Origin of the sequence: Pseudomonas frederiksbergensis (assembly GCF_001952935.1) — a bacterium.
In the GTDB taxonomy this organism is placed as follows: domain Bacteria; phylum Pseudomonadota; class Gammaproteobacteria; order Pseudomonadales; family Pseudomonadaceae; genus Aquipseudomonas; species Aquipseudomonas frederiksbergensis.
In genome coordinates, this window is record NZ_CP018319.1 from 2,283,813 (window position 1) to 2,309,867 (window position 26,055).

The following is a 26,055-nucleotide window of genomic DNA, read 5'->3' on the forward strand; positions in this document are numbered from 1 at the left end:
TTAAGATGGCGCAATGTTTCTTCCAGCCAAGGTGCCAACCGTGAGCGTGAACAACCCTCTTTTGCAGTCCTACGACCTGCCGCCGTTCTCGGCGATCCGTGCCGAACACGTGCAACCGGCCATCGAACAGATCCTGGCTGACAACCGCGCCGCCATTACCGAGATCCTCAAAACCCAGGGCAAACAACCGACCTGGGCCGGCCTGGTGCTGGCGATGGACGAGCTGAACGATCGACTGGGCGCCGCCTGGAGCCCGGTTAGTCACCTGAACGCCGTGTGCAACAGCGCCGAATTGCGAGAAGCCTATGAGTCCTGCCTGCCGGCCTTGAGTGCCTACTCCACCGAATTGGGCCAGAACCGCGAGTTGTTCGAGGCATTCGAAGCGCTGGCCAACAGCCCTGAAGCGGCCGGTTTCGAGGTGGCGCAGAAAACTATCCTGGAACACTCCCTGCGTGATTTCCGTCTGTCGGGTATCGACCTGCCGGAAGCCGAACAAAAGCGTTATGCCGAAGTGCAGAGCAAATTGTCGGAGCTGGGCAGCCGTTTCTCCAACCAGCTGCTAGACGCCACTCAGGCCTGGACCAAGCACGTCACCGATGAAGCAGCCCTCGCCGGCCTGACCGATTCGGCCAAGGCGCAAATGGCCGCGGCGGCACAGGCCAAAGGTCTGGAAGGCTTCCTGATCACCCTGGAATTCCCGAGCTACTACGCGGTGATGACCTACGCCCAGGACCGCGTCCTGCGCGAAGAAGTCTACGCCGCCTACTGCACCCGTGCGTCGGACCAAGGCCCGAATGCCGGTCAGAACGATAACGGCCCGGTCATGGAAGAAATCCTCGACCTGCGTCAGGAATTGGCGAAGCTGCTCGGTTTCGCCAGCTTCTCCGAGCTGAGCCTGGCCACCAAAATGGCCGAATCCAGCGATCAGGTGCTGAGTTTCCTGCGCGATCTGGCCAAGCGCAGCAAGCCGTTCGCCGCCCGGGATCTGGAACAGCTCAAGGCGTACGCCGCCGAACAAGGCTGCCCGGACCTGCAAAGCTGGGACAGCGGTTTCTACGGTGAAAAGCTTCGTGAGCAGCGCTACAGCGTGGCCCAGGAAGCCCTTCGCGCTTACTTCCCGATCGATAAAGTGCTGGGCGGTCTGTTCGCTATCGTTCAGCGCCTGTACGGCATCGAAATTGCCGAACTGAAAGGCTTCGACACCTGGCACCCGGATGTTCGCCTGTTCGAGATCAAGGAAAACGGCCAGCACGTCGGCCGCTTCTTCTTCGACCTCTACGCCCGCGCCAACAAGCGCGGCGGTGCCTGGATGGACGGCGCCCGTGACCGTCGCCGCACGATCAGCGGCGTACTGCAAAGTCCGGTGGCGAACCTGGTGTGCAACTTCACCCCGGCCGACAGCGGCAAGCCAGCGCTGTTGACCCACGATGAAGTGACCACCCTGTTCCACGAATTCGGTCACGGCTTGCATCACTTGTTGACCCGCGTTGAACACGCCGGCGTATCCGGCATCAACGGCGTGGCCTGGGATGCGGTCGAGCTGCCAAGCCAGTTCATGGAGAACTGGTGCTGGGAGCCTGAAGGTCTGGCGCTGATCTCCGGTCACTATGAAACCGGCGAACCGCTGCCTCAGGACCTGCTGGAGAAAATGCTCGCCGCGAAGAACTTCCAGTCCGGTCTGATGATGGTCCGCCAACTGGAGTTCTCGCTGTTCGACTTCGACCTGCACGCCACCCACGGTGATGGCCGTAGCGTGGCGCAGGTACTTGAAGGCGTACGCGACGAGGTCTCGGTCATGCGTCCGCCGGCCTACAACCGTTTCCCCAACAGCTTCGCCCACATTTTCGCCGGCGGTTATGCGGCGGGCTACTACAGCTACAAATGGGCTGAAGTGCTGTCGGCCGATGCCTTCTCGAAATTCGAAGAAGAAGGCGTACTCAACGCCGAAACCGGCCGCGCCTTCCGCGAAGCGATCCTGGCGCGCGGTGGCTCCCAGGAACCGATGGTGCTGTTCGTCGACTTCCGCGGACGTCCGCCGTCGATTGACGCACTCTTGCGCCACAGCGGCCTGAGTGAGGTCGCGGCAGCATGAGCGAGGGTCCTGTGATCACGAAAAAACGCTTTATCGCCGGGGCAGTCTGCCCGGCCTGCAGCGAGCCGGACAAGTTGATGATGTGGAACGAAGACGCAGTCCCGCACCGTGAGTGCGTGGCCTGCGGTTATTCCGACACGCTGAATGAACAAGGCCTGTCCGTGCCCAAGGAGTTGGGCACGCGGGTCAACACTTCGGCGCTGAAGGTCCCGGACGCCAAGGTTCAGGCCGTGCAGTTTTTCCCCAATCCGAAGCTGAAGAAAAAACCTGACGAGCAACACTGAGTCACCGCCACCTTCCACTTCAGAACGGAGTGGAAGGTGGTATCTATCTACCACCTTTGCCCTGCGCTTCCTTTATAGGCTGACCACATTCAGCCTCTACTCAAGGAAGACGCCATGCCCGACACCAATCCGCTTTTGCAGGCCTGGGACCTGCCGCCCTGGTCGCAGATCCGCACCGAACACCTCGTGCCGGCAATCACAACGATCATCACCGACAACCGACAGATCATTGCCGAAACCATCATCAGCCAATCCGTACTTCCCAATTGGGATGATCTGGTTCTGGCCATCGATGAAGTCGATGCACGGCTGAGCGAGGCTTTGGACATCATCCAGACCCTGGCGATGACGAAACACGTCGATACCGCCTGGAACACGGCAGTTGCTGCATGCAATGACGCCGCAGCGCAGTACCGATCCGAAAAAATGAGCAATCGCCCGTTGTTTGAGGCGTACCGGCGGTTGGCAAACAGCTCGATCGCCCTCCACTTCGATGAACCGCGCAAGGCCGCGCTGGCCAAGATTCTGCGCAAATTTCAATTGGCGGGAATCGAATTGCCCCAGGCGCAACGGGAAAAGCTGGCCCGGTTGAACCTCGACATTAATCGACTCGAAGAGCTGTTTGTCATCCATCTGAAAAGCGCCAACGCTGCCTGGACCAAGCATGTCGATGACGTTGCGGTTCTGGAAGGTTTATACCCCACCGTAAAAAATCGCCTGAGACACCTGGCCAAAGAAGCAGGACATGAAGGCTGGCTGATTCCCCTGGATGAAAACACCTGCCAGCAAATCATGATGTACGCCGAAAATCGGGCATTGCGAGAAGAATATTTCGTGGCGTACTCCACGCGCGCGTCCGATCAAGGCCCGCATGCCGACGAGTTCGATAATGATCCTGTACTGACGCTGCTGCTTTCGCTGCGCCACCAGAAAGCCGAACTGCTTGGTTTCGACAATTACGCGCAATTGCGTCTGGCCACTGCAGCGGCCGAGTCCACCGATCAGGTTCAGCATTTCCTGCGTCGGCAAGTGGCATTGAACACACCGTCACTTGCACAGGATTCAAAGGAGCTACAAGCGTTTGCGCTCGAACGGGGAATTTCGGAAGTACAGGCCTGGGACCACGAATTTCTCGCTGAAAAACTGCGCCACCATCGTTTCCCTCAAGCCTTGGAGAATCTGCGCGACTATTTTCCCCTGGACGGCACCTTGCGACGACTCTGTCTGTTCTGCGAACGCCTGTTCGGGATCCGGATCCTCGAGCAGGCTGAATTCAGTCGCTGGCATAACGAAGTGCGACTGTTTGAGATCAGCGAGCATGGCCAAGTCCTCGGGCATATTTATCTTGACCCGTACCACCGCAAAACAGCCCCGGATTACGCCTGGACCGGCACACTGCGAAACCGGCGAAGAAACGCCGAAGGCCGCGTAGCACTACCGATTGCCGATCTTCACTGCAACTTCACCCCTGGGGTCGACGGCCATCCGTGCCTGCTTGAGCACAAGGATCTGCGGGTGCTTTTTCATGAGTTCGGTCATTGTCTGCAACATGTGCTGACGAGTTCGCCGCATCACAACCTCTCCGGCATTTCCCAACTGGGGCGCGACAGTGCGGAATTTGCAGGGCAAGTATTCGAACAATGGTGCCTGTCACGGGAGTTTCTGTTATGGCTGGGGGGCCACCACCAAAGCGCTGAACGCTTGACCGAGGCGCGGGTAGACGCGGCATTGGCAGCCCTCGAAACCCAGACCAGCCGACAAACCGCACTCTTGTTGTTGGGCTCAATGTTCGATTTCGAAGTGCATCACAGCCAAGGCGATGGTCGTAGCATCCAGCAAGTATTCGACGAGGTTCAGCGGGAGCTTCCTCACGTGCAACTGCCGTCTTATTGTCGGTTCGCAAACAGCTTCGATTACATGGTGACCGGTTACGCAGCCTCCGTTTACGCCTACTCGTGGTCAGGGGTACTGGCTGTCGAAGCCTTCAAGCGATTCCAACAGGATTGGGTCTTCAACGCGCAAACAGGGCGAGCCTTTCGCGAAGCGTTTTTTTCTCCGGGCGATTCGCGCTCCTTGCTGACCGCCCTGGAAGCGTTTCTTGAACGGCCGATCGCCGAAGATCTGTTCGCGCTTTCGTCAGAGGCCGTTGCCGGCTGACGTAACGGTTTACTCGACGTGGGCCGATTTGAACCAGCTCTTCATCGAACAACTGGCGAACGGACTGGTGCTGCAATCGCCGTTGGCCAACGCGGTGCGGAGCTTGTCGACATCGGCCTGCATCATGTAACGGATGCCGTCCTTGAAATGAGTGCTGTCACCAAAGCCACCCTGAGTCATTTCGTTCAAGGCGTCTTCCTTGCTCCAGCCCTGCACCACGACCCGGTACATGGCCGCCATCAGGCCAGTGCGGTCGGAACCATGTTTGCAGTGCATCAGCACCGGCCCCTTGGCTTCGGCAGCCTGGATCGTACGAAGGGCATTGAGTACCTGCGCGTCATCCACATGGTTGGTGCGGTAGGGCAGCTGTATTTGTGCGATTCCTTGCGTCGATAACCAGCTTGAATCCGACTCGGGCAAGAACGAGATAACCGTCCCGACCTTGAGTTTTTCCAGTAACGGCACAGCGCCCCTGTCTGGCAATGCACTGCGATAGAGCGTCGGGGACATTTTGAAAAGGTTGTACTGCACCTCGACCGATTGAGCCCATTCCTCAGGTCGGGGTAATGCACTGTCGTCGGCAAGGGCCAGCGGCAGGTTTAAAAGTGCGGCCAGCGACAGGCAGATCGCCTGGGTACAACGCAGTAGAGACATGCTCGGGGTGACCGTTCATGAAGAGTCGGGAAGATGGCGCCGAGCTTCAACTTCCAGCGGTCAAAGGCCTGTGACCCCTCTGTCAAAGAATCGTGAATCAGCCGATCGCTTTCGTTGCAAAACCGAGGTTTTTCAGCTGAATCGGTTCATCTTGATGCTTAGCCTGCTACCATTTGTTTCTCAATATTACCGATGCGCCCTATTGCTCCCCGCTTGCTGGCGATCTGCATCGGTGCCAAAACGAAAAGTCGTCCTGCGAGACGGCTGAAAAACCGCTACTGCCTGATGAGGTGCCACCCTATGTCCGATCAAGATCGAGACAACCCGCGGCGTGAGTTTTTGCGCAAATCCCTGACCTTGATCCCGGTGGTCACCGTTGCCAGCAGCGGTCTGGGCAGCGCAGTCCTGATGGCCGCGCCCGAAGCAGCCCCGGCCGGTTCCGCCAAAGCGCCGGTCAGCACCAGCACCTATGAACCCAGCTACTTCACCGCCGAAGAGTGGGCGTTCATCAACGCCGCTGTCGCCCAATTGATTCCGAGCGATGCCCAAGGGCCAGGCGCTCTGGAAGCCGGTGTGCCGGAATACATCGACCGCCAGATGAACACGCCTTACGCGGCCGGCGCGTTGTGGTTCATGCAGGGACCATTCAACGCAGACGCCGCTCCGGAAATGGGCTGGCAGAGCAAATTGGTGCCCAAAGAGATCTATCGCCTGGGCATTGCCGCTACGGATGCGTGGTCGAAAACGTTCAACGGTAAAGTATTTGCTGAGCAAGACAGCGCTACCCGAGACGATTTGCTCAAGCAACTCGAAGTCGGAAAACCGCAGTTCGACAGTGTCCCCGCGAAGATTTTCTTCAACCTGCTGCTGCAAAACACCAAAGAAGGGTTCTTCTGCGACCCGATTCACGGCGGCAATAAAGGCATGGTCGGCTGGACCATGATCGGCTTCCCCGGCGCCCGCGCCGATTTCATGGATTGGGTGGAACGCAACGAGCAATACCCCTTCCCGGCAGTTTCGATTCGCGGCGAGAGGGCGTAAGCATGGCAACGGTAATGAAGAAGGTCGACGCAGTGATCGTCGGTTTTGGCTGGACGGGCGCAATCATGGCCAAGGAGCTGACAGAAGCCGGCCTGAATGTGCTGGCGCTGGAGCGCGGGCCAATGCAGGACACTTACCCCGATGGCAACTATCCACAGGTGATCGACGAACTCACCTACAGCGTGCGGAAAAAACTCTTCCAGGACATTTCCAAAGAGACCGTGACCATTCGCCACAGCGTGAATGACATCGCGCTGCCGAACCGCCAACTGGGCGCCTTCCTGCCCGGCAACGGTGTCGGCGGCGCCGGTTTGCACTGGTCCGGCGTGCACTTTCGGGTCGACCCGATCGAGTTGCGCATGCGCAGCCACTACGAAGAACGCTACGGCAAAAGCTTCATCCCCAAGGACATGACCATCCAGGACTTCGGCGTCAGCTATGAAGAGCTGGAACCGTTTTTCGATTACGCCGAGAAGGTCTTCGGCACGTCGGGCCAGGCCTGGACCGTGAAGGGTCAGTTGGTCGGTGAAGGCAAGGGCGGCAATCCTTACGCGCCGGATCGTTCGAATCATTTCCCGCTGGAATCGCAGAAGAACACTGTTTCCGCACAGCTGTTTCAGAAAGCGGCCACCGCAGTGGGTTACAAACCCTACAACCTGCCGTCGGCCAATACGTCAGGCCCTTATACCAACCCTTACGGCGCACAAATGGGCCCGTGCAACTTCTGCGGCTTTTGCAGCGGTTACGTCTGCTACATGTATTCCAAGGCATCGCCGAACGTAAACATTCTGCCGGCGCTCAAACCGCTGCCCAATTTCGAGCTGCGGCCCAACTCCCACGTACTGCGGGTCAATCTCGACAGCACCAAGCGCAAAGCGACAGGCGTCACCTACATCGACGGCCAAGGCCGGGAAATCGAGCAGCCGGCAGACCTGGTGATCCTCGGTGCCTTCCAGTTCCACAACGTGCGGCTGATGTTGCTTTCGGGTATCGGCAAGCCGTATGACCCGATCAGCGGCGAAGGCGTGGTCGGCAAGAACTTCGCCTACCAGAACATGGCCACCATCAAGGCTTACTTCGACAAAGACACCCACACCAACAACTTTATTGGTGCCGGCGGCAACGGCGTGGCGGTGGACGACTTCAACGCCGACAACTTCGATCACGGGCCCCATGGTTTCGTCGGCGGCTCGCCAATGTGGGTCAACCAGGCCGGCAGCCGACCGATCGCTGGCACATCCAACCCACCGGGCACCCCGGCGTGGGGCAGTGCCTGGAAACGTGCCACCGCCGATTACTACACCCATCAAGTGTCGATGGATGCCCACGGCGCCCATCAATCCTACCGTGGCAATTACCTCGATCTGGACCCAGTGTACCGCGATGCCTACGGCTTGCCGCTGTTGCGGATGACCTTCGACTGGCAGGAAAACGACATCAAGATGAACCGCTTCATGGTCGAGAAAATGGGCAAGATCGCCGAAGCGATGAACCCCAAGGCCATCGCCGTGCTGGGCAAGAAGGTTGGCGATCACTTCAACACCGCGTCTTACCAGACCACCCACCTCAACGGTGGCGCGATCATGGGCACCGACCCGAAAACCAGCGCCCTGAACCGTTACTTGCAGAGCTGGGACGTACACAACGTTTTCGTCCCCGGAGCGTCAGCTTTCCCACAAGGTCTGGGCTACAACCCTACCGGCCTGGTGGCCGCGTTGACCTACTGGTCGGCCCGGGCGATCCGCGAGCAGTACCTGAAAAACCCCGGCCCGCTGGTACAGGCTTAAGGAGCGATGACCATGAAAGCACTTGTTATCGCGACCCTGGCACTGTTCGGTTGTGGCTTCATCAACGCCGCAGAAATCGATCAAAACCTGATCAAACAAGGCGAGTACCTCGCCCGCGCAGGTGACTGCGTGGCCTGCCATACCGCCAAGGACGGCAAGCCGTTCGCCGGTGGTTTGCCGATGGAAACGCCGATCGGGACGATCTACTCCACCAATATCACGCCGGACAAAACCGGCCTGGGTGACTACAGCTTTGAGGATTTCGACAAGGCCGTGCGCCATGGCGTCGCCAAAAACGGTAGTACGTTGTACCCGGCGATGCCGTATCCGTCCTACGCCAGCGTCACCGAAACCGACATGAACGCCTTGTACGCCTACTTCATGCACGGCGTGGCGCCTGTCGCTCAGGCGAACAAGGCCAGCGACATTCCCTGGCCTTTGAGCATGCGCTGGCCGCTTGCGGGTTGGCGCTGGATGTTCGCCCCGGCTGTGGCGGACTACAAAGCGCCATACGGCGAAGATGCCGTGGTCAGTCGTGGGGCTTATCTGGTGGAAGGTCTCGGACATTGCGGCGCGTGCCATACGCCGCGTGCCCTGACCATGCAGGAAAAATCCCTGAATGCAGGCGAAGGCAGCGCATTTCTGTCAGGCAGTGCGCCATTGGAAGGCTGGATCGCGAAAAGTCTGCGCGGTGATCACAAAGACGGCCTCGGCAGCTGGAGCGAAGAACAACTGGTGCAGTTCCTCAAGACCGGCCGCAGTGATCGCAGCGCCGTGTTTGGCGGCATGAGTGATGTGGTGACGCACAGCATGCAGTACATGACCGACAACGATCTGACCGCGATTGCCCGTTACCTCAAGTCCTTGCCGGCGAATGATCCCAATGATCAGCCGCACCAGTACGACAAACAGGTCGCACAGGCGCTGTGGAACGGGGACGACAGCAAGCCCGGCGCTTCGGTGTACATCGATAATTGCGCGGCCTGTCACCGTACCGATGGCCATGGCTACACCAAAGTGTTCCCGGCGCTGGCAGGCAACCCGGTGTTGCAGTCGCAGGATCCGACGTCGCTGATTCACATCGTGCTCAAGGGCGGCACGCTGCCGGCGACTCACACGGCACCTTCGACCTTTACTATGCCCGGATTCGCCTGGCGCTTGTCGGATCAGGAAGTGGCGGATGTGGTGAGTTTCATTGCCACTAGTTGGGGAAACAAAGGGGCCCCTGTTAAAGCCAGTGATGTAATGGCAGTAAGGGAAGACCATTTGAAAACAACTTCAAGTGATGACAAGGGCCAAACGGCGCCTCATTAAATAAAAAAGCGGTATGGGAAATTCCATACCGCTCTTTTTAGATTCCAGTTACAACCTCAATCGCGATTAAGGTTTGACGATCTTCGAATAGGCACTCGCCAAGGCCAGCAGTACAGCCTTGTCTTGTGCGTCGATGTCACCATCGCCGTCCACATCAGCATGGGCTGTACCCATGGTGAAAGTCACGCCGCCGTCGTTCGATACGGCCTCGCGGGTGCTCGAGTCCAGCAGAGCGTAAGTGACAGCACGGTTTTCCGGATCGTAACCCTCTTCCTTTAGTGCAAACTGCATGGAAACCCGAACTTCTTTTGGACTAACAGTAGAGGCTCGCATCAGTTGCAAAAAAATACCGCGCTGATTGTAATTCGACATTGATTAATTCCATTTAATAGTTGGTCACGAAACTTCGTGCGAGGGGGATATTACTAACAGCTCTTATAACTATGCCAGTCGTTATATGTATCTCATGGTGACGAGCGTTAAATACAAAGAACTCAGAATTACCAGGCGCCGAACGGCACTGGCCGAATTTGCCGAGCCCCTATACTGTATGAACATACAGCCAAAGGACCCTTGTCGATGTCTACTCCCCTGCCACCTCGCGGCCGCGGCACCTCCACCAACCCGCACAACCGTTTCGCACCGAATCGCTCGGTGGCCGAGGATGACGGCTGGTATCAGGAGGCGCCGGTCACCCAGGGCACCGAGGTGCGCATCGAAACGGCGAAAACCATCATCACGCGCAACAACTCGCCGGACTTGCCCTTCGATCGCTCGATCAATCCCTATCGCGGCTGCGAGCACGGTTGCATCTATTGCTACGCACGGCCCAGCCACGCTTATTGGGACATGTCGCCAGGGCTGGATTTCGAAACCAAACTGATCGCCAAGACCAACGCCGCCGATGTGCTGGAAGAACAACTGTCCAAGCGCGGCTATCAATGTGCGCCGATCAATCTGGGCTCCAATACGGATCCTTATCAACCGATCGAACGCGAACACAAAATCACCCGAAAAACCCTCGAAGTGCTGCTGCGCTATCGCCATCCCGTGACCATCATCACCAAGGGCTCGCTGATTCTTCGGGATCTGGACCTGCTGGCCGAACTCGCCGAGCAGAGGCTGGTGGCAGTGATGATCAGCCTCACTACCCTGGACGATGAGCTCAAACGCATCCTCGAACCGCGCGCCGCGGCACCCAAGGCTCGGTTGCGGGCGATCCGCGTGATGCGTGAAGCGGGTATTCCGGTGGGCGTTCTGTGCTCGCCGATGATTCCGATGATCAACGACAGTGAACTCGAAAGCCTGCTCACCGAAGCTCATGCCGCGGGGGCGCAAAGTGCGGCCTACATGATGCTGCGCTTGCCGCTGGAGGTTGCACCGCTGTTCGAAGAATGGCTGGCGGCCCACTATCCTCAACGTGCCGCGCATGTGTTGAGCCTGATTCGCCAAAGCCGTGGCGGCGAGCTCTACGACAGTCGCTTCGGTGCCCGGATGCGTGGCGAAGGGCCGTTTGCCGATCTGCTGGCGCAGCGCTTTGCCAAAACCATCAAACGCCTGGGACTCAATCGTCGGGAAGGTTTTAATCTGGACTGCGAAGCCTTCTGTCCGCCCGGTCGCCAGATGTCGTTGATTTGAGGACAATTGGCCTATGGTTGCGTAGGGTGAAATGCACTTTGCCACTACGCCAGTCACGTTTTTTGTGAGCTGTAACACACGTTCTAGAGCGTTTTATTCAGTTTGAGTTAAGTTTCGACCGCTACCTTGTTCATCGAGTGACTGATGGGTCGAGGCTCTCGACCTGGATGTTTTTTAAACAGCCACTGGCTTCACACCGGACAAAACGGGAAAATTCCCTGACTCCGCCAAAGAGGATGAATCATGAGTGACAAGGATAAACAGCCGTTGGCTGCGTCGGCTTCAGCCCAACCGGAGGCGGAAACCGCCGATGCAGCGCTGCAGCATATCGTTGACGGCTTTTTGCATTTTCATCACGAAGTTTTTCCACAGCAGGAAGAACTCTTCAAAAAACTCGCCACGGCCCAGAGCCCCAGAGCGATGTTCATCGCCTGCGCCGATTCGCGCATCGTTCCCGAGCTGATCACCCAAAGCGCCCCCGGCGATCTGTTCGTCACCCGTAACGTCGGCAACGTTGTGCCGCCTTATGGGCAAATGAATGGCGGTGTTTCCACGGCGATCGAATACGCCGTCCTGGCCCTTGGCGTGCAGCACATCATCATCTGCGGGCACTCCGACTGTGGCGCGATGCGCGCAGTGCTCAACCCGCAAAGCCTGGAAAAAATGCCGACGGTCAAAGCCTGGTTGCGTCATGCCGAAGTGGCAAAAACCATGGTCCAGGAAAACTGCCATTGCGCTGATGAAAACGAAAGCATGCACGTCCTCACCGAGGAGAATGTGATCGCCCAGCTGCAGCATTTGCGCACGCACCCGTCGGTAGCCTCGCGCATGGCCAATGGTCAGTTGTTTATCCATGGCTGGATCTACAACATCGAAACCAGCGAAATCAGAGCTTACGACGCGGACAAGGGTTGTTTCCTGCCGCTCGATGGCAGCCACCCGATTCCGGTGGCGACGCCTAAAGCGCGCTTCTAAATCCTCCTAAATCATTGTGTGGTTTAGCCGAGGCTGCCGATCAGGCAGCCTGGCTTCGCCATGCCTGAAGAAAACTTCGGGAGAGTCACCATGCGTGCTGCTCAACTTAAAGCTGTTCTGCCACGGGAGCTGCTGGCGTCCGTGGTTGTGTTTCTCGTCGCCCTGCCCTTGTGCATGGGCATCGCCATCGCCTCGGGGCTGCCGCCATCCAAAGGCTTGATCACCGGCATCATCGGTGGCCTGGTGGTGGGCTGGCTTGCCGGTTCGCCACTGCAAGTCAGCGGCCCGGCGGCCGGCTTGGCGGTTCTGGTGTTCGAACTGGTGCGCCAGCATGGTATCGCCATGCTCGGTCCGATCCTGTTACTGGCGGGTTTTCTGCAGTTGCTGGCCGGGCGCTTTAAATTGGGCTGCTGGTTCCGGGTGACGGCGCCAGCAGTGGTCTACGGCATGCTCGCCGGGATTGGTGTACTGATCGTGTTGTCACAGGTGCATGTGATGCTCGACGCCGTGCCCAAGCCTTCGGGGCTGGACAACCTGGCAGCCTTCCCCGCTGCCGTCGTGCAGGCCTTGCCCTCCTTCGGTTGGCAAGCCGGGTTGCTCGGACTGTCGACGATTGCGGTGATGTGGCTGTGGGAGAAATTCCGCCCACATTCCCTGCGCTTCATTCCCGGCGCGCTGCTGGGTGTAGGCCTGGCGACGGTCGCCAGCCTGATGCTCGCCTTGCAGGTCAAACGCGTGGAAGTCCCGGCCAACCTCGCAGAAGCCATCGACTGGCTGAAGCCTGCCGACTTGCTCAATCTGGCTGACCCGACCTTGCTGATCGCCGCATTTGCCGTGGCGTTTATCGCCAGCGCCGAAACCCTGCTCTCAGCCGCTGCGGTGGACCGCATGCACAGCGGCCAACGCTCAGACTTCGACCGGGAATTGTCGGCTCAAGGCGTAGGCAACATGCTTTGCGGCCTGCTCGGCGCGCTGCCAATGACCGGCGTGATCGTACGCAGTTCGGCCAACGTCCAGGCTGGGGCCACCACGCGACTGTCGGCGATCTTCCATGGCGTGTGGCTGCTGGCTTTCGTGTTGCTGGTGTCTAGCGTGCTGCAAAGCATTCCGGTGGCGAGCCTGGCGGGCGTTCTGGTTTACACCGGTTTCAAACTGGTCGACCTCAAGGCCTTCCGCGGTCTGGGCCGTTATGGCCGGATGCCGATGTTCACCTACGCGGCAACAGCCCTGGCGATCATCTTCACCGACCTGCTGACCGGCGTGCTGATCGGCTTCGGCCTGACCCTGGCCAAACTGGCCTGGAAGGCTTCGCGACTGAAAATCAGCCTGATCGACCTGCCCAAGGACGGCGAAATGGAATTGCGGTTGATCGGTGCAGCGACCTTTCTCAAAGTGCCGGCGCTGACCCAGGTGCTGGGAACCATTCCGGCTGGCGCGACGGTGCATGTGCCGCTCAATAACCTGAGCTACATCGATCACTCGTGCCTGGAGTTGCTGGAGGAATGGAGTCGGGCCAATGCGGCCAAGGGGTCAAAACTGTTGATTGAAGCGCGGGGGTTGAAGCGCAGGCTGGAAGGGCGATTGCGGACCACTACCGGTGTAGGTTCCACCGCGTAGATAACAATGTGGGAGCGGGCTTGCTCGCGAAAGCGGTCAATCATTCAACATTAATGTTGACTGACACGCCACTTTCGCGAGCAAGCCCGCTCCCACAGGGGATTGCGTTGATCTATGGATCAAGCCGCTGGCTGATCCAGCTCCAGGCCGACGCCCAACTGGCGCGACAGGCACGGCCAGCGCTTCCATGCAGCGCCGGTGTCCGGGCTGTTGAGTTTCTCGCGGTAGGCCTCGACGGACTCCAGCGCGAAACTGTCTTCATTGAGCATCTCGTCCACGGCGTGATGCACCGCCTCATCCAGTTGATTGGCGAACTCTTCGCCGATCAGCTGGTGGGCAATCAGGTTGGCAACCGTCATGTCCAAGGGGATCAGTGGCTGGCCAAAATGCTTGATGTACAGGTCATTGACCTCTTCGACCAGGCGGTGTGCCAGATAGGCTTCGTCCAGCAGGCTGTCCAGACCCACGTGACCGGCCATGATCGCTGGCGGCTGAAGGAAGAACTGCTCGGCGATTTTCAGCACCGGTTTGATCTGTGATTCGATACCCGCTTCCCTGGCGACTTCATTGGCTGCGTCCAGCAGGTCCGGCACTTGCTCTATATACGCGGCCACAAAACGCGTCATCACGCCGTTGGCGTCGACATCCGGCAATTGGATGGCGGAGTGAAGGTGTGGCAATTGGGTTTCCAGCTGACGAGTCAGCAGGCCGGTTTCGGCTTCGTGTTGTTGGGCTTTTTGGATCTGCTCGCGCAATGCGGCGGTGTTCATGAAAACTCCAGGAAACAAAGGCAATGAAATAGGGAAGACATAACTTAGCTGGCATACGAAAAATGCTAAGACGCATTTGTCATAATTATTTCATCCTTGAGACATCAAAGTTATATCGATTTGCCACCACTCGTCTGCATCCTTCTCCATTCGTGCCTTGGAACGCAAGTCCCAGCTGTTTCAGATGATTTACGCCATCACGTTGCGAGGTGGCAGTCGCTGTCTATACTCGGGTGGGAATGGAGTTAGCTGATGACGCCCGACTGCACACGCAGCAAGGCTCGGCGATTCAAGTTCGTAGTCTGAAAAAGCCGCTCCCTTGCCGCAGGTGAAAGCCGGCGGGATAAAAAGAACTATAAGGGGAACCCGCAATGATGCGACATCCACATGTCTGGATGGGCCTCCTGTTGTGGTCGATTTTCAGTCAGGCACAAGCGGCCTGGACTGTGAATATGGCGCCTGGAGCGACTGAAATCAGTCACGCAGTATTTGACCTGCACATGACCATTTTCTGGATCTGTGTAGTGATCGGCGTCATCGTCTTCGGCGCCATGTTCTGGTCGATGATTCTCCACCGCCGCTCGACCGGGCAGGTGGCCGCAAAATTTCATGAAAGCACCACCGTCGAAATCCTCTGGACCATCGTGCCCTTCCTGATCCTGGTGGCCATGGCGGTTCCCGCGACCGCAACCCTGATCAAGATGTACGACGCCAGTGAGCCGGATATCGATATCCAGGTCACCGGCTATCAGTGGAAGTGGCACTACAAATACCTGGGCCAGGATGTCGAGTTCTTCAGCAACCTGACCACGCCTGCCGATCAGATCAACAACAAGGAAGCCAAGAGCGAGCACTACTTGCTGGAGGTCGACAAGCCTTTGGTGCTGCCGATCGGCGCCAAGGTGCGCTTCCTGGTGACTTCCGCCGACGTCATCCACTCCTGGTGGGTGCCGGCCTTTGCCGTCAAGCGCGATGCGATTCCGGGGTTCGTCAACGAAGCCTGGACCCGCGTCGACAAACCCGGCCTCTACCGCGGTCAATGCGCCGAATTGTGCGGCAAGGACCACGGTTTCATGCCGATCGTAGTCGAGGTCAAGGAGAAGGCCGATTACGAAAAATGGCTGGCCGAACGCAAGGCTGAAGCCCTCCAACTCAAAGAGCTGACCAGCAAGGAATGGACCCTCGAGGAGCTCAAGGAGCGCGGCGACAAGGTCTATCACACCACCTGCGTCGCCTGTCACCAGGCCGAAGGTCAGGGCCTGCCGCCGATGTTCCCGGCGCTCAAGGGCTCGAAAATCGCTACCGGACCGATCAAGGATCACTTGGGCATTGTCTTCCACGGCAAGCCCGGAACCTCCATGGCAGCGTTCGGCAAGCAGCTTTCGGAAGTCGATATCGCAGCGGTCGTGACCTACGAACGTAACGCCTGGGGCAACAATAAAGGCGACATGGTCACCCCTAAAGAAGTGCTGGAGCTGAAACAGGCGGAAAGCAAATGACCCGGTCTATTGCGCACGTAAGCAACCCGTCGGGGCATCGCGCCCCGGCCTGCCCAGCCCATCTGTTTGCAGGAGACAGGACATGACTGCTGTCGTCGATGACCATGTTCATACCGGCACCGCCCACGCCCACGGCCCAGCCAAAGGCCTGATGCGCTGGGTGCTGACCACCAACCACAAGGATATCGGCACGCTGTACCTGTGGTTCGCGTTCTCCATGTTCCTGCTGGGCGGCTCGTTCGCGATGGTGATTCGTGCCGAGTTGTTCCAGCCGGGACTGCAAATCGTCCAGCCGGAATTCTTCAACCAGATGACCACCATGCACGGTCTGGTGATGGTCTTCGGTGCGGTGATGCCGGCCTTCGTCGGCCTCGCCAACTGGATGATCCCGTTGATGATCGGCGCGCCGGACATGGCCCTGCCACGGATGAACAACTTCAGCTTCTGGCTATTGCCGGCGGCGTTCATCCTGCTGGTATCGACCCTGTTCACCCCCGGCGGCGGACCGAACTTCGGCTGGACGTTCTACGCCCCGCTGTCGACGACCTACGCACCGGAAAGCGTGACCTTCTTCATCTTCGCCATCCACTTGATGGGGATCAGTTCGATCATGGGCGCGATCAACGTGATCGCCACCATCCTCAACCTGCGCGCCCCCGGCATGACGTTGATGAAAATGCCGCTGTTCGTCTGGACCTGGCTGATTACCGCGTTCCTGCTGATCGCGGTGATGCCGGTACTGGCCGGCTGCGTGACGATGATGCTGATGGACATCCACTTCGGCACCAGTTTCTTCAGTGCCGCCGGTGGTGGTGACCCGGTGTTGTTCCAGCACGTGTTCTGGTTCTTCGGTCACCCCGAGGTGTACATCATGATCCTGCCGGCCTTCGGTGCCGTCAGCTCGATCATTCCGGCCTTCTCACGCAAGCCGCTGTTCGGCTACACCTCGATGGTCTATGCGACGGCGAGTATCGCGTTCCTGTCGTTCATCGTCTGGGCGCACCACATGTTCGTGGTCGGCATTCCGTTGGTGGGGGAGTTGTTCTTCATGTACGCCACATTGCTGATCGCGGTGCCGACCGGCGTGAAGGTGTTCAACTGGGCCAGCACCATGTGGCAAGGCTCGCTGACCTTCGAGACACCGATGCTGTTTGCGGTGGCATTCGTGATCCTGTTTTCCATCGGCGGTTTCTCCGGGCTGATGCTGGCCATCGCCCCGGCGGACTTCCAGTACCAGGACACCTACTTTGTGGTCGCGCACTTCCATTACGTGCTGGTACCGGGGGCGATCTTCGGGATCTTCGCCTCGGCCTACTACTGGCTGCCGAAATGGACCGGCCACATGTACGACGAAACCCTCGGCAAGCTGCACTTCTGGCTCTCGTTCATCGGCATGAACCTGGCGTTCTTCCCGATGCACTTCGTGGGGCTGGCGGGCATGCCACGGCGGATTCCCGACTACAACCTGCAGTTCGCCGACTTCAACATGGTCTCGTCGATCGGTGCGTTCATGTTCGGCGCCACGCAGATCTTCTTCCTGTTCATCGTGATCAAGACCATCCGTGGTGGCGAGCCGGCACCGGCCAAGCCGTGGGATGGAGCAGAAGGCCTGGAATGGAGCATTCCGTCGCCGGCGCCGTATCACACCTTCACCACGCCGCCGGAAGTGAAATGAACACTGCGACCTTTGTGGGGGCGAGCCTGTGTGGCGAGGGAGCTTGCTCCCGCTGGGTCGCGAAGCGGCCCCAAAAGGTTTGCGTCTGCTTCGCAGCCGAGCGGGAGCAAGCTCCCTCGCCACAAAGGGCAGCTCCCATAGGGTTCTCTGCGGAGGTTAGAAGCGATGGCTGACTCTATTTCTTTGAAGAAACTGGTCACGCGCCTGTTGCTGGTGGTGGTGGCGATGTTTGTCTTCGGGTTTGCCCTGGTGCCGATCTATGACGTTATGTGCAAGGCGTTCGGCATCAACGGCAAGACCGGCGGGCAGTACGAGGGCGAGCAAACGGTCGACACCTCGCGGCAGGTTCGCGTGCAGTTTCTGTCGACCAATTCCGCCGACATGTCTTGGGATTTCTACCCCAAGAGCGATGAGCTGACGGCGAATCCGGGGGCGGTGAACGAGATGATCTTCATCGCGCACAACCCGACCGATCAGCCGATGAGCGCCCAGGCGGTTCCGAGCATCGCGCCCAGCGCCGCGGCGGCGTATTTCCACAAGACCGAATGTTTCTGCTTTACCCAGCAAGTGCTGCAGCCCGGTCAACGGATCGAGATGCCGGTACGTTTCATCGTTGACCGTGACATGCCCAAGGATGTGAAGCACCTGACGCTTTCCTACACGCTGTTCGATATCACCGCACGTCATCCGCCCGCAGCTGTTGCTGCAAACACTGGTGGCTAGGCGTTAAAGCGTGCCCGATAAGGAGAACAATAAATGGCAACTCATGAGCATTATTACGTTCCGGCACAGAGCAAATGGCCGATCATTGCCACGATCGGAATGTTCGTCACCGTGTTCGGCCTGGCCACCTGGTTCAACGACCTGAAGGCGGCGCGGCCGGAGTCCCACGGCCCGCTGATCTTTTTCGTCGGTGGCCTGCTGCTGGCGTACATGCTGTTCGGCTGGTTCGGTACGGTCATCAAGGAAAGCCGCCAGGGGTTGTACAGCGCACAGATGGATCGCTCGTTCCGCTGGGGCATGAGCTGGTTCATCTTCTCGGAGGTGATGTTCTTCATCGCGTTCTTCGGCGCGCTGTTTTATGTCAGAGCCATTTCCGGCCCGGCGCTCGGGGGTGAAGGGGCCAAAGGCCTCGCTCATATGCTCTGGCCTAATTTTGAGTTCGTCTGGCCGTTGCTGAACAACCCTGATTCGAAACTGTTTCCGCCGCCCAAGGACGTCATCAGTCCCTGGGGCCTGCCGTTGCTCAACACCGTCTTGCTGGTGAGTTCCAGCGTCACCGTGACCATCGCTCACCACGCTTTGAAAAAGGGCCATCGCGGCGCGCTGAAAATCTGGCTGGCGCTCACCGTGCTACTGGGCTGCGCGTTCCTTGGTTTCCAGGCCGAAGAATACATACACGCGTACCACGAACTGGGCCTGACGCTCGGTTCGGGCATCTACGGCGCGACCTTCTTCATGCTCACCGGTTTCCACGGCGCCCACGTGACCATCGGCACCATCATCCTGTTCGTGATGTTGATGCGGGTCATGCGCGGGCACTTCGATGCCGATCATCAGTTCGCGTTTGAAGCGGCGAGTTGGTACTGGCACTTCGTGGACGTGGTGTGGATCGGTCTTTTCGTTTTCGTCTACGTGCTCTGAGGGTTACCAAGGTACGTGCGACACCAGTTGGCCGCTGAAAAAACCCCAGGCAATCAAGCCGACGGTTATGGCGGCCAGCGTGACACGAACACTCAAGGCAATGACGAGGCGGTTCGAGCTGCTGTCGTCCTTGACCAGAAAAAACAGGCCGCTGAACAGGCTGACAACCGTGGCAATCAGCATCAGGACGATGGCTGCTTTGAGCATGGTGAGACTCCGGGGGAAAGGCGATGCACTTGAGTATAGCTATCGCGACTACTGACTTTCTGGCGACGCCATGAAGCGTTTCCGGCCGGGCATCGTGCCGACCCTGGTGGTCGCGGTGTTGTTGCCCATGCTGGTGTCACTCGGGTTCTGGCAATTGAGCCGGGGCGCAGAGAAAAGTGCGCTGCTGCAAAGCTACGCCGAGCGCCGCGCCGCCGAACCGATGGCCAGCACCGAGTTGCAACACACCGCAGATCCGGCCTTTCGCCGGGTTCACCTGCACGGCCAGTTCGATGCCGCCCACAGCCTGTTGCTGGATAACCGTCAGCGCGACGGCAAGGTTGGCGTCGAACTGCTGCAGCCGTTTCAGGATCAGGCGACCGGGCTTTGGCTGCTGGTCAATCGCGGCTGGCTGCCGTGGCCGGATCGCCGCATCCCACCGCAATTCACCACGCCGACTCAGGCCTTGAGTCTCGTTGCCTGGGTCTATATCGCCCCTGGCGCTACCTTCCAGTTGCACGCCGACCCGAACACCACGACCTGGCCACAACTGATCACCGCAGTCGAACCGGCCAGGCTCTGGACGGCGCTGGATCGTGAAGGTTTTGCCTACGAATTACGCGCAGAAAGCGCTCCCGCGACTTACCAGGCTGACTGGCCGGTAGTCGCCATGGGACCGGAAAAACACCTGGCTTATGCCGTGCAGTGGTTCGCCATGTCGATCGCCCTGTTCGGCCTCTATCTCTATCTCGGCTGGCACAACGCAAAGGAGAAACACCATGGGAGCGGCCATGAATCCACCCAGCATGTCTGAAGCGAAAGCGCCGGTGAGTCGGCGCAAGGGGCGATTGCAGTTGCTGCTGATCCTGCTTGGGGTGATCGGTCCGATGATCCTCGCCACCGGCATGTACAAATTGCAGTTCTGGGTACCGGAAGGTCGCAGCTATCACGGCGAACTGATCGGCAACGGCCAGACCCGCGCCGACCTCGGCGTGCAGGCGCAGGAGGATCGTTGGCAGATACTGGTGACCGCGCCCAAGGAGTGCTCGGTGGACTGCCAGCAACTGGTGTACCTGGCGCGACAGATCCAGATCGGCCTCGGCCGTGATGCCGGGCGCGCCAGTCATGCCTTGGCCATGGCACAACCGCTGAGCAGCGAGTACGACGCCAAGCTGACGCGCGAGTATCCTCAATTGCAGCGCTATCCACTGAGCCTGACCGAGTTCCACAAAACTGCCGGCGACAAAGCTGTGCCGCAGCTGTGGATCATCGACCCTCACGGCAATCTGGTGCTGCGCTACGACCCGACGGTGAAAGGCAAGGATCTGCTCAACGACCTGCGCCATTTGCTGAAACTGTCGAACATCGGATAAGGGCATCGTCATGGCCAAACCTGGATTTCGCCTCGCGCTGTTTGCCACCTTGCTGGCACTGATTGTGGTGTTGCTCGGGGCCTACACCCGCCTGACCCACGCAGGCCTCGGCTGCCCGGACTGGCCGGGTTGCTATGGCTTTATCAGCGTGCCGCAAAGCGAAGTTCAATTGGCCCATGCCGAACTACATTTTCCCGACGCTCCCGTGGAAGCCCATAAGGGCTGGAACGAGATGGTTCACCGCTACTTCGCCGGCACGTTGGGGCTTCTGATCTCGGTATTGGCTGGCCGCGCCTGGGTTCATCGTCGTCACCCGGGGCAGCCGGTGAAGTTGCCGTTGTTTCTGCTGGCGGTGGTGATTGCCCAAGCGGCATTCGGCATGTGGACGGTGACGCTCAAGCTCTGGCCGCAAGTGGTCACCGGGCATTTGCTCGGCGGCTTTGCGACGTTGAGCCTGTTGTTTTTGCTGACGTTGCGCCTGTCCGGCGTACTGCCAGCGCTGACCGTGCCCCGACGTTTGCAGTACTGGGCGACTGCCGGGTTGCTGCTGGTGATCCTGCAAATTGCCTTGGGTGGCTGGGTCAGTTCCAACTACGCGGCGGTGGCCTGTATCGACTTCCCGACCTGTCATGGGCAATGGCTGCCGCCCGCAGACTTCGCCAACGGCTTTCATCTGAGTCAACACATCGGTCCCAATTACCTCGGCGGGCAACTGGACAGCGATGCGCGTACGGCGATTCATCTGACTCACCGCATCGGCGCCGTGTTAGTGACGCTGGTGCTGCTGGGGCTGGCCTGGCAACTGAAAGTCGTCGGCATGACGCGGTTGGCCGGGCTGGTGCTGATCGCCCTCGCGGCACAAATCACCCTTGGCATCAGCAACGTGCTGTTTCACCTGCCGCTGCCAGTGGCCGTCGCGCATAACGCGGGCGGCGCGGCACTGTTGCTGACGATGGTGCTGGTCAATTATCACGCGCGAACCAGTCTGGTTCGGGTCAAGCAGCAACCCCCTGCACGCTGGCGGTTCAGCCCGCGCAAACACTCAGCCGGGCCCATAACAATAAAAGGAGAGATGCCATGGCGACTCTGATCGGCGCACGTCACAGTCAGGCGATCTGGCGTGACTATCTGGAGCTGACCAAGCCGAAAGTGGTGGTGCTGATGCTCATCACCTCGCTGGTCGGCATGTTCCTCGCGACTCGCGCCGGGGTGCCGTGGACGGTGCTGGTGTTCGGCAATCTGGGGATCGCGCTGTGTGCCGGTGGTGCAGCGGCGGTCAACCATGTGGTGGACCGGCGCATCGATGCAGTCATGGCCCGCACGCACAAACGTCCCCTGGCCGAGGGCCGGGTGTCGCCAGCGGCCGCGCTGACGTTTGCCTTGGTATTGGCGGTGCTTGGGCAAGCCGTACTGCTGATCTTCACCAATCCGCTGACGGCGTGGCTGACCCTGGCCTCGCTGCTCGGCTATGCGGTGGTCTACACCGGTTTCCTGAAACGCGCGACGCCGCAAAACATCGTCATCGGAGGTTTGGCCGGCGCCGCCCCGCCGCTGCTCGGCTGGACCGCCGCCACCGGCCACGTCAGCGCCGAACCACTGTTACTGGTGCTGATCATCTTCGCCTGGACACCGCCGCACTTCTGGGCCCTGGCCATTCACCGCAAAGAGGAATACGCCAAGGCCGACATCCCGATGCTGCCGGTGACCCATGGCGAGCACTACACCAAGGTCCACATCCTGCTTTATACCTTCGCGCTGCTGGCCGTGAGCTTGATGCCGTACGTGATCCACATGAGCGGCGTGCTCTACCTGATTTGCGCGCTGGGACTGGGCGCGAGGTTTCTGCAATGGGCCGTGGTGCTGTACCGTGGCACTCGGCCGCACGCGGCGATCAACACCTTCAAGTACTCTATTTACTACTTGTTCCTGCTGTTTATCGCGCTGCTCGTAGACCACTACTTACTGTTGAACCTATGACTCGAACCCAGAAAACCGTCTTCATCCTCGTCGCCCTGATCGCGCTGGTCCTGGGCCTGACCATCAACAAAGTGCTGTCCGGCAAAGGCGAGGGCGATCCGACGGCCCTGATCGATGCCGGGATCATTCTGCTACCGCAAAGCCGCAACCTGCCGACCGTCACCATGACCGATCAAAACGGCAAGCCAGTGGCGGTCAACGAGCTGAAAGACAAATGGTCGCTGCTGTTCTTCGGCTACACCTTCTGCCCCGACATCTGCCCGACCACCCTCGCCCAACTGCGTCAGATCAAAAGCGAGCTGCCGCCAGAGGCTGTGGCCAAGTTGCAGATCATTCTGGTCAGCGTCGACCCGAATCGCGACACGCCCCAGCAGCTCAAGCAGTACCTGGGCTACTTCGATCCACAGTTCCAGGGGCTGACGGCTTCGTCGGTGGAAGACATCCAGAAACTGGCCAACGCGGTGAGCATTCCGTTCATTCCGGCGGACACCAGCAAGCCGAACTACACCGTCGATCACAGCGGCAACCTGGCGGTGATCGGGCCGGACGGGACGCAGCGTGGGTTCATTCGGGCGCCGTTGAACAACGTGAAACTGGTAGAGCAGTTGCCGGTGATGCTCAAGCGCGAGTAACCAACACAAATACCCTGTGGGAGCGGGCTTGCTCGCGAAGAGGCCATAACATCCAACATCAGTGTTGACTGTTGCATCGCTTTCGCGAGCAAGCCCGCTCCCACAGGTACGGTGTTTCAGGCATAAAAAATGGGGCGCATTCAATGCGCCCCATTTTTCGTTACCGCAACAGATCAGAACGCCGGCACTACCGCGCCTTTGTACTTCTCGAGGATGAAGGCTTTCACTTCCGGGCTGTGCAAGGCAGCAATCAGTTTCTGCATCGCGGCGCTGTCCTTGTCGTCCGGACGGGCAACGAGGATGTTCACGTAAGGCGAGTCGCTGCCTTCGATGACCAGCGCGTCCTTGGACGGATCAAGCTTGGCTTCCAGCGCGTAGTTGGTGTTGATCAGTGCCAGGTCGACCTGGGTCAGCACGCGCGGAATGGTCGCGGCTTCCAGTTCACGGAATTTCAGGTCCTTGGTGTTCTCGGTGATGTCCTTGACGGTCGCGAGGATGTTGTTCGAATCCTTCAACTTGATCAGGCCAGCCTTCGCCAGCAGCAACAGCGCACGGCCGCCGTTGGTGGCGTCGTTCGGGATCACCACGTTGGCGCCGCCTGGCAGCTCGGTCAGCGCTTTGTGCTTGCTGGAGTAAGCGCCCAGCGGTTCCAGGTGCACACCGGCAACGGCCACCAGGTTGGTGCCTTTGGCCTTGTTGAATTCATCGAGGTACGGCTGGTGCTGGAAGAAGTTGGCGTCCAGACGTTTTTCCGCCACCTGCACGTTCGGCTGGATGTAGTCGGTGAAGACTTTGACCTTCAGGTCCACGCCTTCCTTGGCCAGGGCCGGTTTCACGAATTCGAGGATTTCTGCGTGCGGGACCGGGGTGGCCGCGACGGTCAGGGTATCGGCAGCGTGAGCGGAAAAGGCTGCAACGGCAGCAAACGCGACGAGTAGTTTTTTCATTCAGCTAACTCCTTTTGAGGCGCCTGAAATTCGGCGCCTGCCAGCGAATGGCCGGCTCAATTGTTATTTACGAGAACTGTTTATTTCCTGGAAAAATGTACAACCAACTTGTCGCCAACGGTTTGCAGCACCTGAACGATCACCAGCAGCAACATCACCGTCACGACCATCACATCAGGCTGGAAACGCTGGTAACCGAAACGGATCGCCAGGTCGCCCAAACCACCCGCGCCGACGACACCCGCCATCGCCGTGTAGGACACCAGTGTAATGGCTGTCACCGTAATCGCCGCGAAGATGCCTGGGCGGGCTTCCGGCAGCAAGGCATTGGTGATGATCTGCCGGGTCGTCGCGCCCATGGCCTGGGTCGCCTCGATGATGCCGCGATCCACTTCACGCAGGGCGGTTTCCACCAGTCGCGCGAAGAATGGCGTAGCGCCCACCACCAGCGGCGGGATCGCACCGGCGACACCGAGGGACGTACCAGTGATCAGCACCGTGAACGGAATCATCACGATCAGCAGAATGATGAACGGCAGCGAACGCAGGATGTTCACCACCAGCGACAGCATCGCGTAGACGCCTCTGGCTTCCAGCAACTGACGCGGGCTGCAGAGGAACAACAGCACGCCCAGGGGCAGGCCGAGCAAAACGGTGAACAACAGCGAACCGAAGAGCATCAGAAAGGTATCGCCGGTGGCCAGCCAGATTTCGTACCAGTCGATATTGACGAAGAAACTTGTCAGGACTTCCATCAGCGCAGCACCTCCATGTGGACGTCAGCTGCAGTGAAGTGGGCGAACGCCGCTTCCATGTCGCCACCAGTCACGGCCAGGGTCAACTGCCCGTAGGGCACGTCTTTGATGCGGTCGATGCGACCGGCCAGAATGCTGTAGTCCACACCCGTTTCGCGAGCGACGGTGCCCAGCAACGGTGCGTAGGTCGATTCGCCCTGGAAGGTCAGACGCACGATACGCCCTGGAACATGAGCGAAGTCGTCGCGCTGTTCGCTTTCGTCGATCTGCTCGTCTTCTTGCACGAAGCGCTTGGTGGTCGGGTGCTTCGGATGCAGGAATACCTCAGCCACCGAACCTTGCTCGACGATCACGCCAGCGTCCATCACCGCAACCTGGTCGCAGACGCGGCGGATCACGTCCATCTCGTGGGTGATCAACACGATGGTCAGCTTCAGCTCGCGATTGATCTCGGCCAGCAATTGCAGGACCGACGCCGTGGTCTGCGGGTCCAGTGCGCTGGTGGCTTCGTCGCACAGCAGGATTTTCGGCTTGGTCGCCAGGGCACGGGCGATGCCGACGCGTTGCTTCTGGCCACCGGACAACTGCGCCGGGTACTTCCTGGCGTGGTCGGACAGGCCGACCCGTTTCAGCAATTCGGCCACACGCTGGTCAATCTCACTGCGCGACAGTTCACCGGCCAGGGTCAGCGGCAGCGCGACGTTGTCGGCCACGGTCTTGGACGCCAGCAAGTTGAAGTGCTGGAAGATCATCCCGACCTGCTGACGAAAGCGCCGCAGGCTGTTGGCATCGAGCGCGGTGACTTCTTCGCCGTCGACCAATATCTTGCCGCCACTGGACTCTTCCAGGCGATTGATCAGACGCAGCAGGGTACTTTTTCCCGCGCCGGAATGGCCGATCAGGCCAAAGACCTGACCGTTCTCAATCGTCAGACTGGTCGGATGCAGGGCGGGAATATCCTTACCGGCGACGCGGTAGGTTTTGTGGACGTTTTGAAACTCGATCACGTAGCGAACCTTG

At 59.2% G+C, this 26,055-nt stretch carries 25 protein-coding genes; 18 read left to right on the top strand and 7 right to left on the bottom strand.

What is annotated here, in order from left to right:
• Positions 1-13 precede the first annotated feature (13 nt).
• From prlC to PFAS1_RS10575, 3 genes are all read left to right on the top strand, one after another.
• Positions 14-2,092, top strand: coding sequence for an oligopeptidase A (gene prlC, locus PFAS1_RS10565; protein WP_198044962.1), 2,079 nt, complete (start codon positions 14-16; stop codon positions 2,090-2,092).
• The gene (locus PFAS1_RS10570; protein WP_074872347.1) at positions 2,089-2,376 is read left to right on the top strand and encodes a YheV family putative zinc ribbon protein; all 288 of its coding nucleotides are present in this window, start codon (positions 2,089-2,091) and stop codon (positions 2,374-2,376) included. The genes prlC and PFAS1_RS10570 overlap by 4 nt, the downstream gene beginning before the upstream one ends.
• 114 nt (positions 2,377-2,490) lie before the next feature.
• Positions 2,491-4,533, top strand: coding sequence for a M3 family metallopeptidase (locus PFAS1_RS10575; RefSeq protein ID WP_076029123.1), 2,043 nt, complete (start codon positions 2,491-2,493; stop codon positions 4,531-4,533).
• A gap of 9 nt (positions 4,534-4,542) precedes the next feature.
• Here PFAS1_RS10575 and PFAS1_RS10580 read toward each other — a convergent pair whose 3' ends face one another.
• Positions 4,543-5,187 (bottom strand): phosphatase domain-containing protein, encoded by a 645-nt coding sequence (locus PFAS1_RS10580; RefSeq protein WP_076029124.1) that lies wholly within the window; start codon positions 5,185-5,187, stop codon positions 4,543-4,545.
• A gap of 300 nt (positions 5,188-5,487) precedes the next feature.
• Here PFAS1_RS10580 and PFAS1_RS10585 point away from each other — a divergent pair, with 300 nt between their 5' ends.
• The 3 genes from PFAS1_RS10585 to PFAS1_RS10595 are packed head-to-tail and all read left to right on the top strand — an operon-like array spanning position 5,488 to position 9,329.
• Positions 5,488-6,228, top strand: coding sequence for a gluconate 2-dehydrogenase subunit 3 family protein (locus PFAS1_RS10585; protein WP_076029125.1), 741 nt, complete (start codon positions 5,488-5,490; stop codon positions 6,226-6,228).
• Positions 6,229-6,230: 2 nt separating this feature from the next.
• Positions 6,231-8,015, top strand: coding sequence for a GMC family oxidoreductase (locus PFAS1_RS10590; RefSeq protein WP_076029126.1), 1,785 nt, complete (start codon positions 6,231-6,233; stop codon positions 8,013-8,015).
• A 12-nt stretch (positions 8,016-8,027) separates the two neighbouring features.
• A complete protein-coding gene (locus tag PFAS1_RS10595) occupies positions 8,028-9,329 on the top strand; it encodes a c-type cytochrome (protein ID WP_076029127.1) in 1,302 nt (433 codons plus the stop codon).
• A 66-nt stretch (positions 9,330-9,395) separates the two neighbouring features.
• Here the strand turns inward: PFAS1_RS10595 and PFAS1_RS10600 are convergent, their stop codons facing one another.
• Positions 9,396-9,701 carry a hypothetical protein gene (locus PFAS1_RS10600; RefSeq protein WP_076029128.1) on the bottom strand — a complete coding sequence of 102 codons (306 nt, stop codon included), beginning with the start codon at positions 9,699-9,701 and terminating at the stop codon, positions 9,396-9,398.
• Positions 9,702-9,908: 207 nt separating this feature from the next.
• Between PFAS1_RS10600 and PFAS1_RS10605 the strand changes: the two genes are divergently transcribed.
• The 3 genes from PFAS1_RS10605 to PFAS1_RS10615 all read left to right on the top strand — a co-directional run bounded on the left by PFAS1_RS10605 (position 9,909) and on the right by PFAS1_RS10615 (position 13,559).
• Entirely contained in the window at positions 9,909-10,967 is a 1,059-nt protein-coding gene (locus PFAS1_RS10605; protein WP_076029129.1) for a PA0069 family radical SAM protein, read from the top strand.
• A 243-nt stretch (positions 10,968-11,210) separates the two neighbouring features.
• Positions 11,211-11,942: a carbonic anhydrase gene (locus PFAS1_RS10610; protein WP_033059830.1), complete on the top strand. Its 732-nt coding sequence runs from the start codon at positions 11,211-11,213 to the stop codon at positions 11,940-11,942.
• Positions 11,943-12,032: 90 nt separating this feature from the next.
• Positions 12,033-13,559, top strand: a complete 1,527-nt coding sequence (locus PFAS1_RS10615) for a SulP family inorganic anion transporter (protein WP_076029130.1) — start codon at positions 12,033-12,035, stop codon at positions 13,557-13,559.
• 119 nt (positions 13,560-13,678) lie between these two features.
• Here the strand turns inward: PFAS1_RS10615 and PFAS1_RS10620 are convergent, their stop codons facing one another.
• Positions 13,679-14,329 carry a hypothetical protein gene (locus PFAS1_RS10620; RefSeq protein WP_008152480.1) on the bottom strand — a complete coding sequence of 217 codons (651 nt, stop codon included), beginning with the start codon at positions 14,327-14,329 and terminating at the stop codon, positions 13,679-13,681.
• A gap of 371 nt (positions 14,330-14,700) precedes the next feature.
• Between PFAS1_RS10620 and coxB the strand changes: the two genes are divergently transcribed.
• The 4 genes from coxB to PFAS1_RS10640 all read left to right on the top strand — a co-directional run bounded on the left by coxB (position 14,701) and on the right by PFAS1_RS10640 (position 19,147).
• Entirely contained in the window at positions 14,701-15,828 is a 1,128-nt protein-coding gene (gene coxB / locus PFAS1_RS10625; protein ID WP_074872331.1) for a cytochrome c oxidase subunit II, read from the top strand.
• Between the two features lie 82 nt (positions 15,829-15,910).
• On the top strand, positions 15,911-17,503 hold the full coding sequence (gene ctaD / locus PFAS1_RS10630; protein WP_074872329.1) for a cytochrome c oxidase subunit I: 1,593 nt from the start codon (positions 15,911-15,913) through the stop codon (positions 17,501-17,503).
• Positions 17,504-17,668: 165 nt separating this feature from the next.
• Entirely contained in the window at positions 17,669-18,226 is a 558-nt protein-coding gene (locus tag PFAS1_RS10635; protein ID WP_074872327.1) for a cytochrome c oxidase assembly protein, read from the top strand.
• 33 nt (positions 18,227-18,259) lie between these two features.
• On the top strand, positions 18,260-19,147 hold the full coding sequence (locus PFAS1_RS10640; protein ID WP_074872326.1) for a cytochrome c oxidase subunit 3: 888 nt from the start codon (positions 18,260-18,262) through the stop codon (positions 19,145-19,147).
• Between the two features lie 3 nt (positions 19,148-19,150).
• On the opposite strand, the gene PFAS1_RS10645 is transcribed toward PFAS1_RS10640, so the two are convergent.
• Complete coding sequence (locus tag PFAS1_RS10645; RefSeq protein ID WP_076029131.1) at positions 19,151-19,354, bottom strand: twin transmembrane helix small protein; 204 nt, start codon at positions 19,352-19,354, stop codon at positions 19,151-19,153.
• Between the two features lie 70 nt (positions 19,355-19,424).
• On the opposite strand from PFAS1_RS10645, the gene PFAS1_RS10650 reads away from it, so the two are divergent.
• Genes PFAS1_RS10650 through PFAS1_RS10670 form a run of 5 tightly spaced genes read left to right on the top strand, consistent with a single transcriptional unit; the run spans position 19,425 to position 23,333 of the window.
• Positions 19,425-20,165, top strand: coding sequence for an SURF1 family protein (locus tag PFAS1_RS10650; protein ID WP_076029132.1), 741 nt, complete (start codon positions 19,425-19,427; stop codon positions 20,163-20,165).
• Entirely contained in the window at positions 20,131-20,724 is a 594-nt protein-coding gene (locus tag PFAS1_RS10655; RefSeq protein WP_076031517.1) for a hypothetical protein, read from the top strand. The genes PFAS1_RS10650 and PFAS1_RS10655 overlap by 35 nt, the downstream gene beginning before the upstream one ends.
• A gap of 10 nt (positions 20,725-20,734) precedes the next feature.
• Complete coding sequence (locus PFAS1_RS10660; RefSeq protein ID WP_076029133.1) at positions 20,735-21,814, top strand: COX15/CtaA family protein; 1,080 nt, start codon at positions 20,735-20,737, stop codon at positions 21,812-21,814.
• Entirely contained in the window at positions 21,802-22,701 is a 900-nt protein-coding gene (gene cyoE, locus PFAS1_RS10665; RefSeq protein ID WP_076029134.1) for a heme o synthase, read from the top strand. Before PFAS1_RS10660 ends, cyoE begins: the two co-directional genes overlap by 13 nt.
• On the top strand, positions 22,698-23,333 hold the full coding sequence (locus tag PFAS1_RS10670; protein ID WP_076029135.1) for an SCO family protein: 636 nt from the start codon (positions 22,698-22,700) through the stop codon (positions 23,331-23,333). The genes cyoE and PFAS1_RS10670 overlap by 4 nt, the downstream gene beginning before the upstream one ends.
• 173 nt (positions 23,334-23,506) lie before the next feature.
• Here the strand turns inward: PFAS1_RS10670 and PFAS1_RS10675 are convergent, their stop codons facing one another.
• The 3 genes from PFAS1_RS10675 to PFAS1_RS10685 all read right to left on the bottom strand — a co-directional run bounded on the left by PFAS1_RS10675 (position 23,507) and on the right by PFAS1_RS10685 (position 26,042).
• Positions 23,507-24,280, bottom strand: coding sequence for a MetQ/NlpA family ABC transporter substrate-binding protein (locus PFAS1_RS10675; protein ID WP_076029136.1), 774 nt, complete (start codon positions 24,278-24,280; stop codon positions 23,507-23,509).
• Between the two features lie 80 nt (positions 24,281-24,360).
• A complete protein-coding gene (locus tag PFAS1_RS10680) occupies positions 24,361-25,035 on the bottom strand; it encodes a methionine ABC transporter permease (RefSeq protein ID WP_074872313.1) in 675 nt (224 codons plus the stop codon).
• Positions 25,035-26,042 (bottom strand): methionine ABC transporter ATP-binding protein, encoded by a 1,008-nt coding sequence (locus PFAS1_RS10685; RefSeq protein WP_076029137.1) that lies wholly within the window; start codon positions 26,040-26,042, stop codon positions 25,035-25,037. The genes PFAS1_RS10680 and PFAS1_RS10685 overlap by 1 nt, the downstream gene beginning before the upstream one ends.
• Between the last annotated feature and the right edge of the window lie 13 nt (positions 26,043-26,055).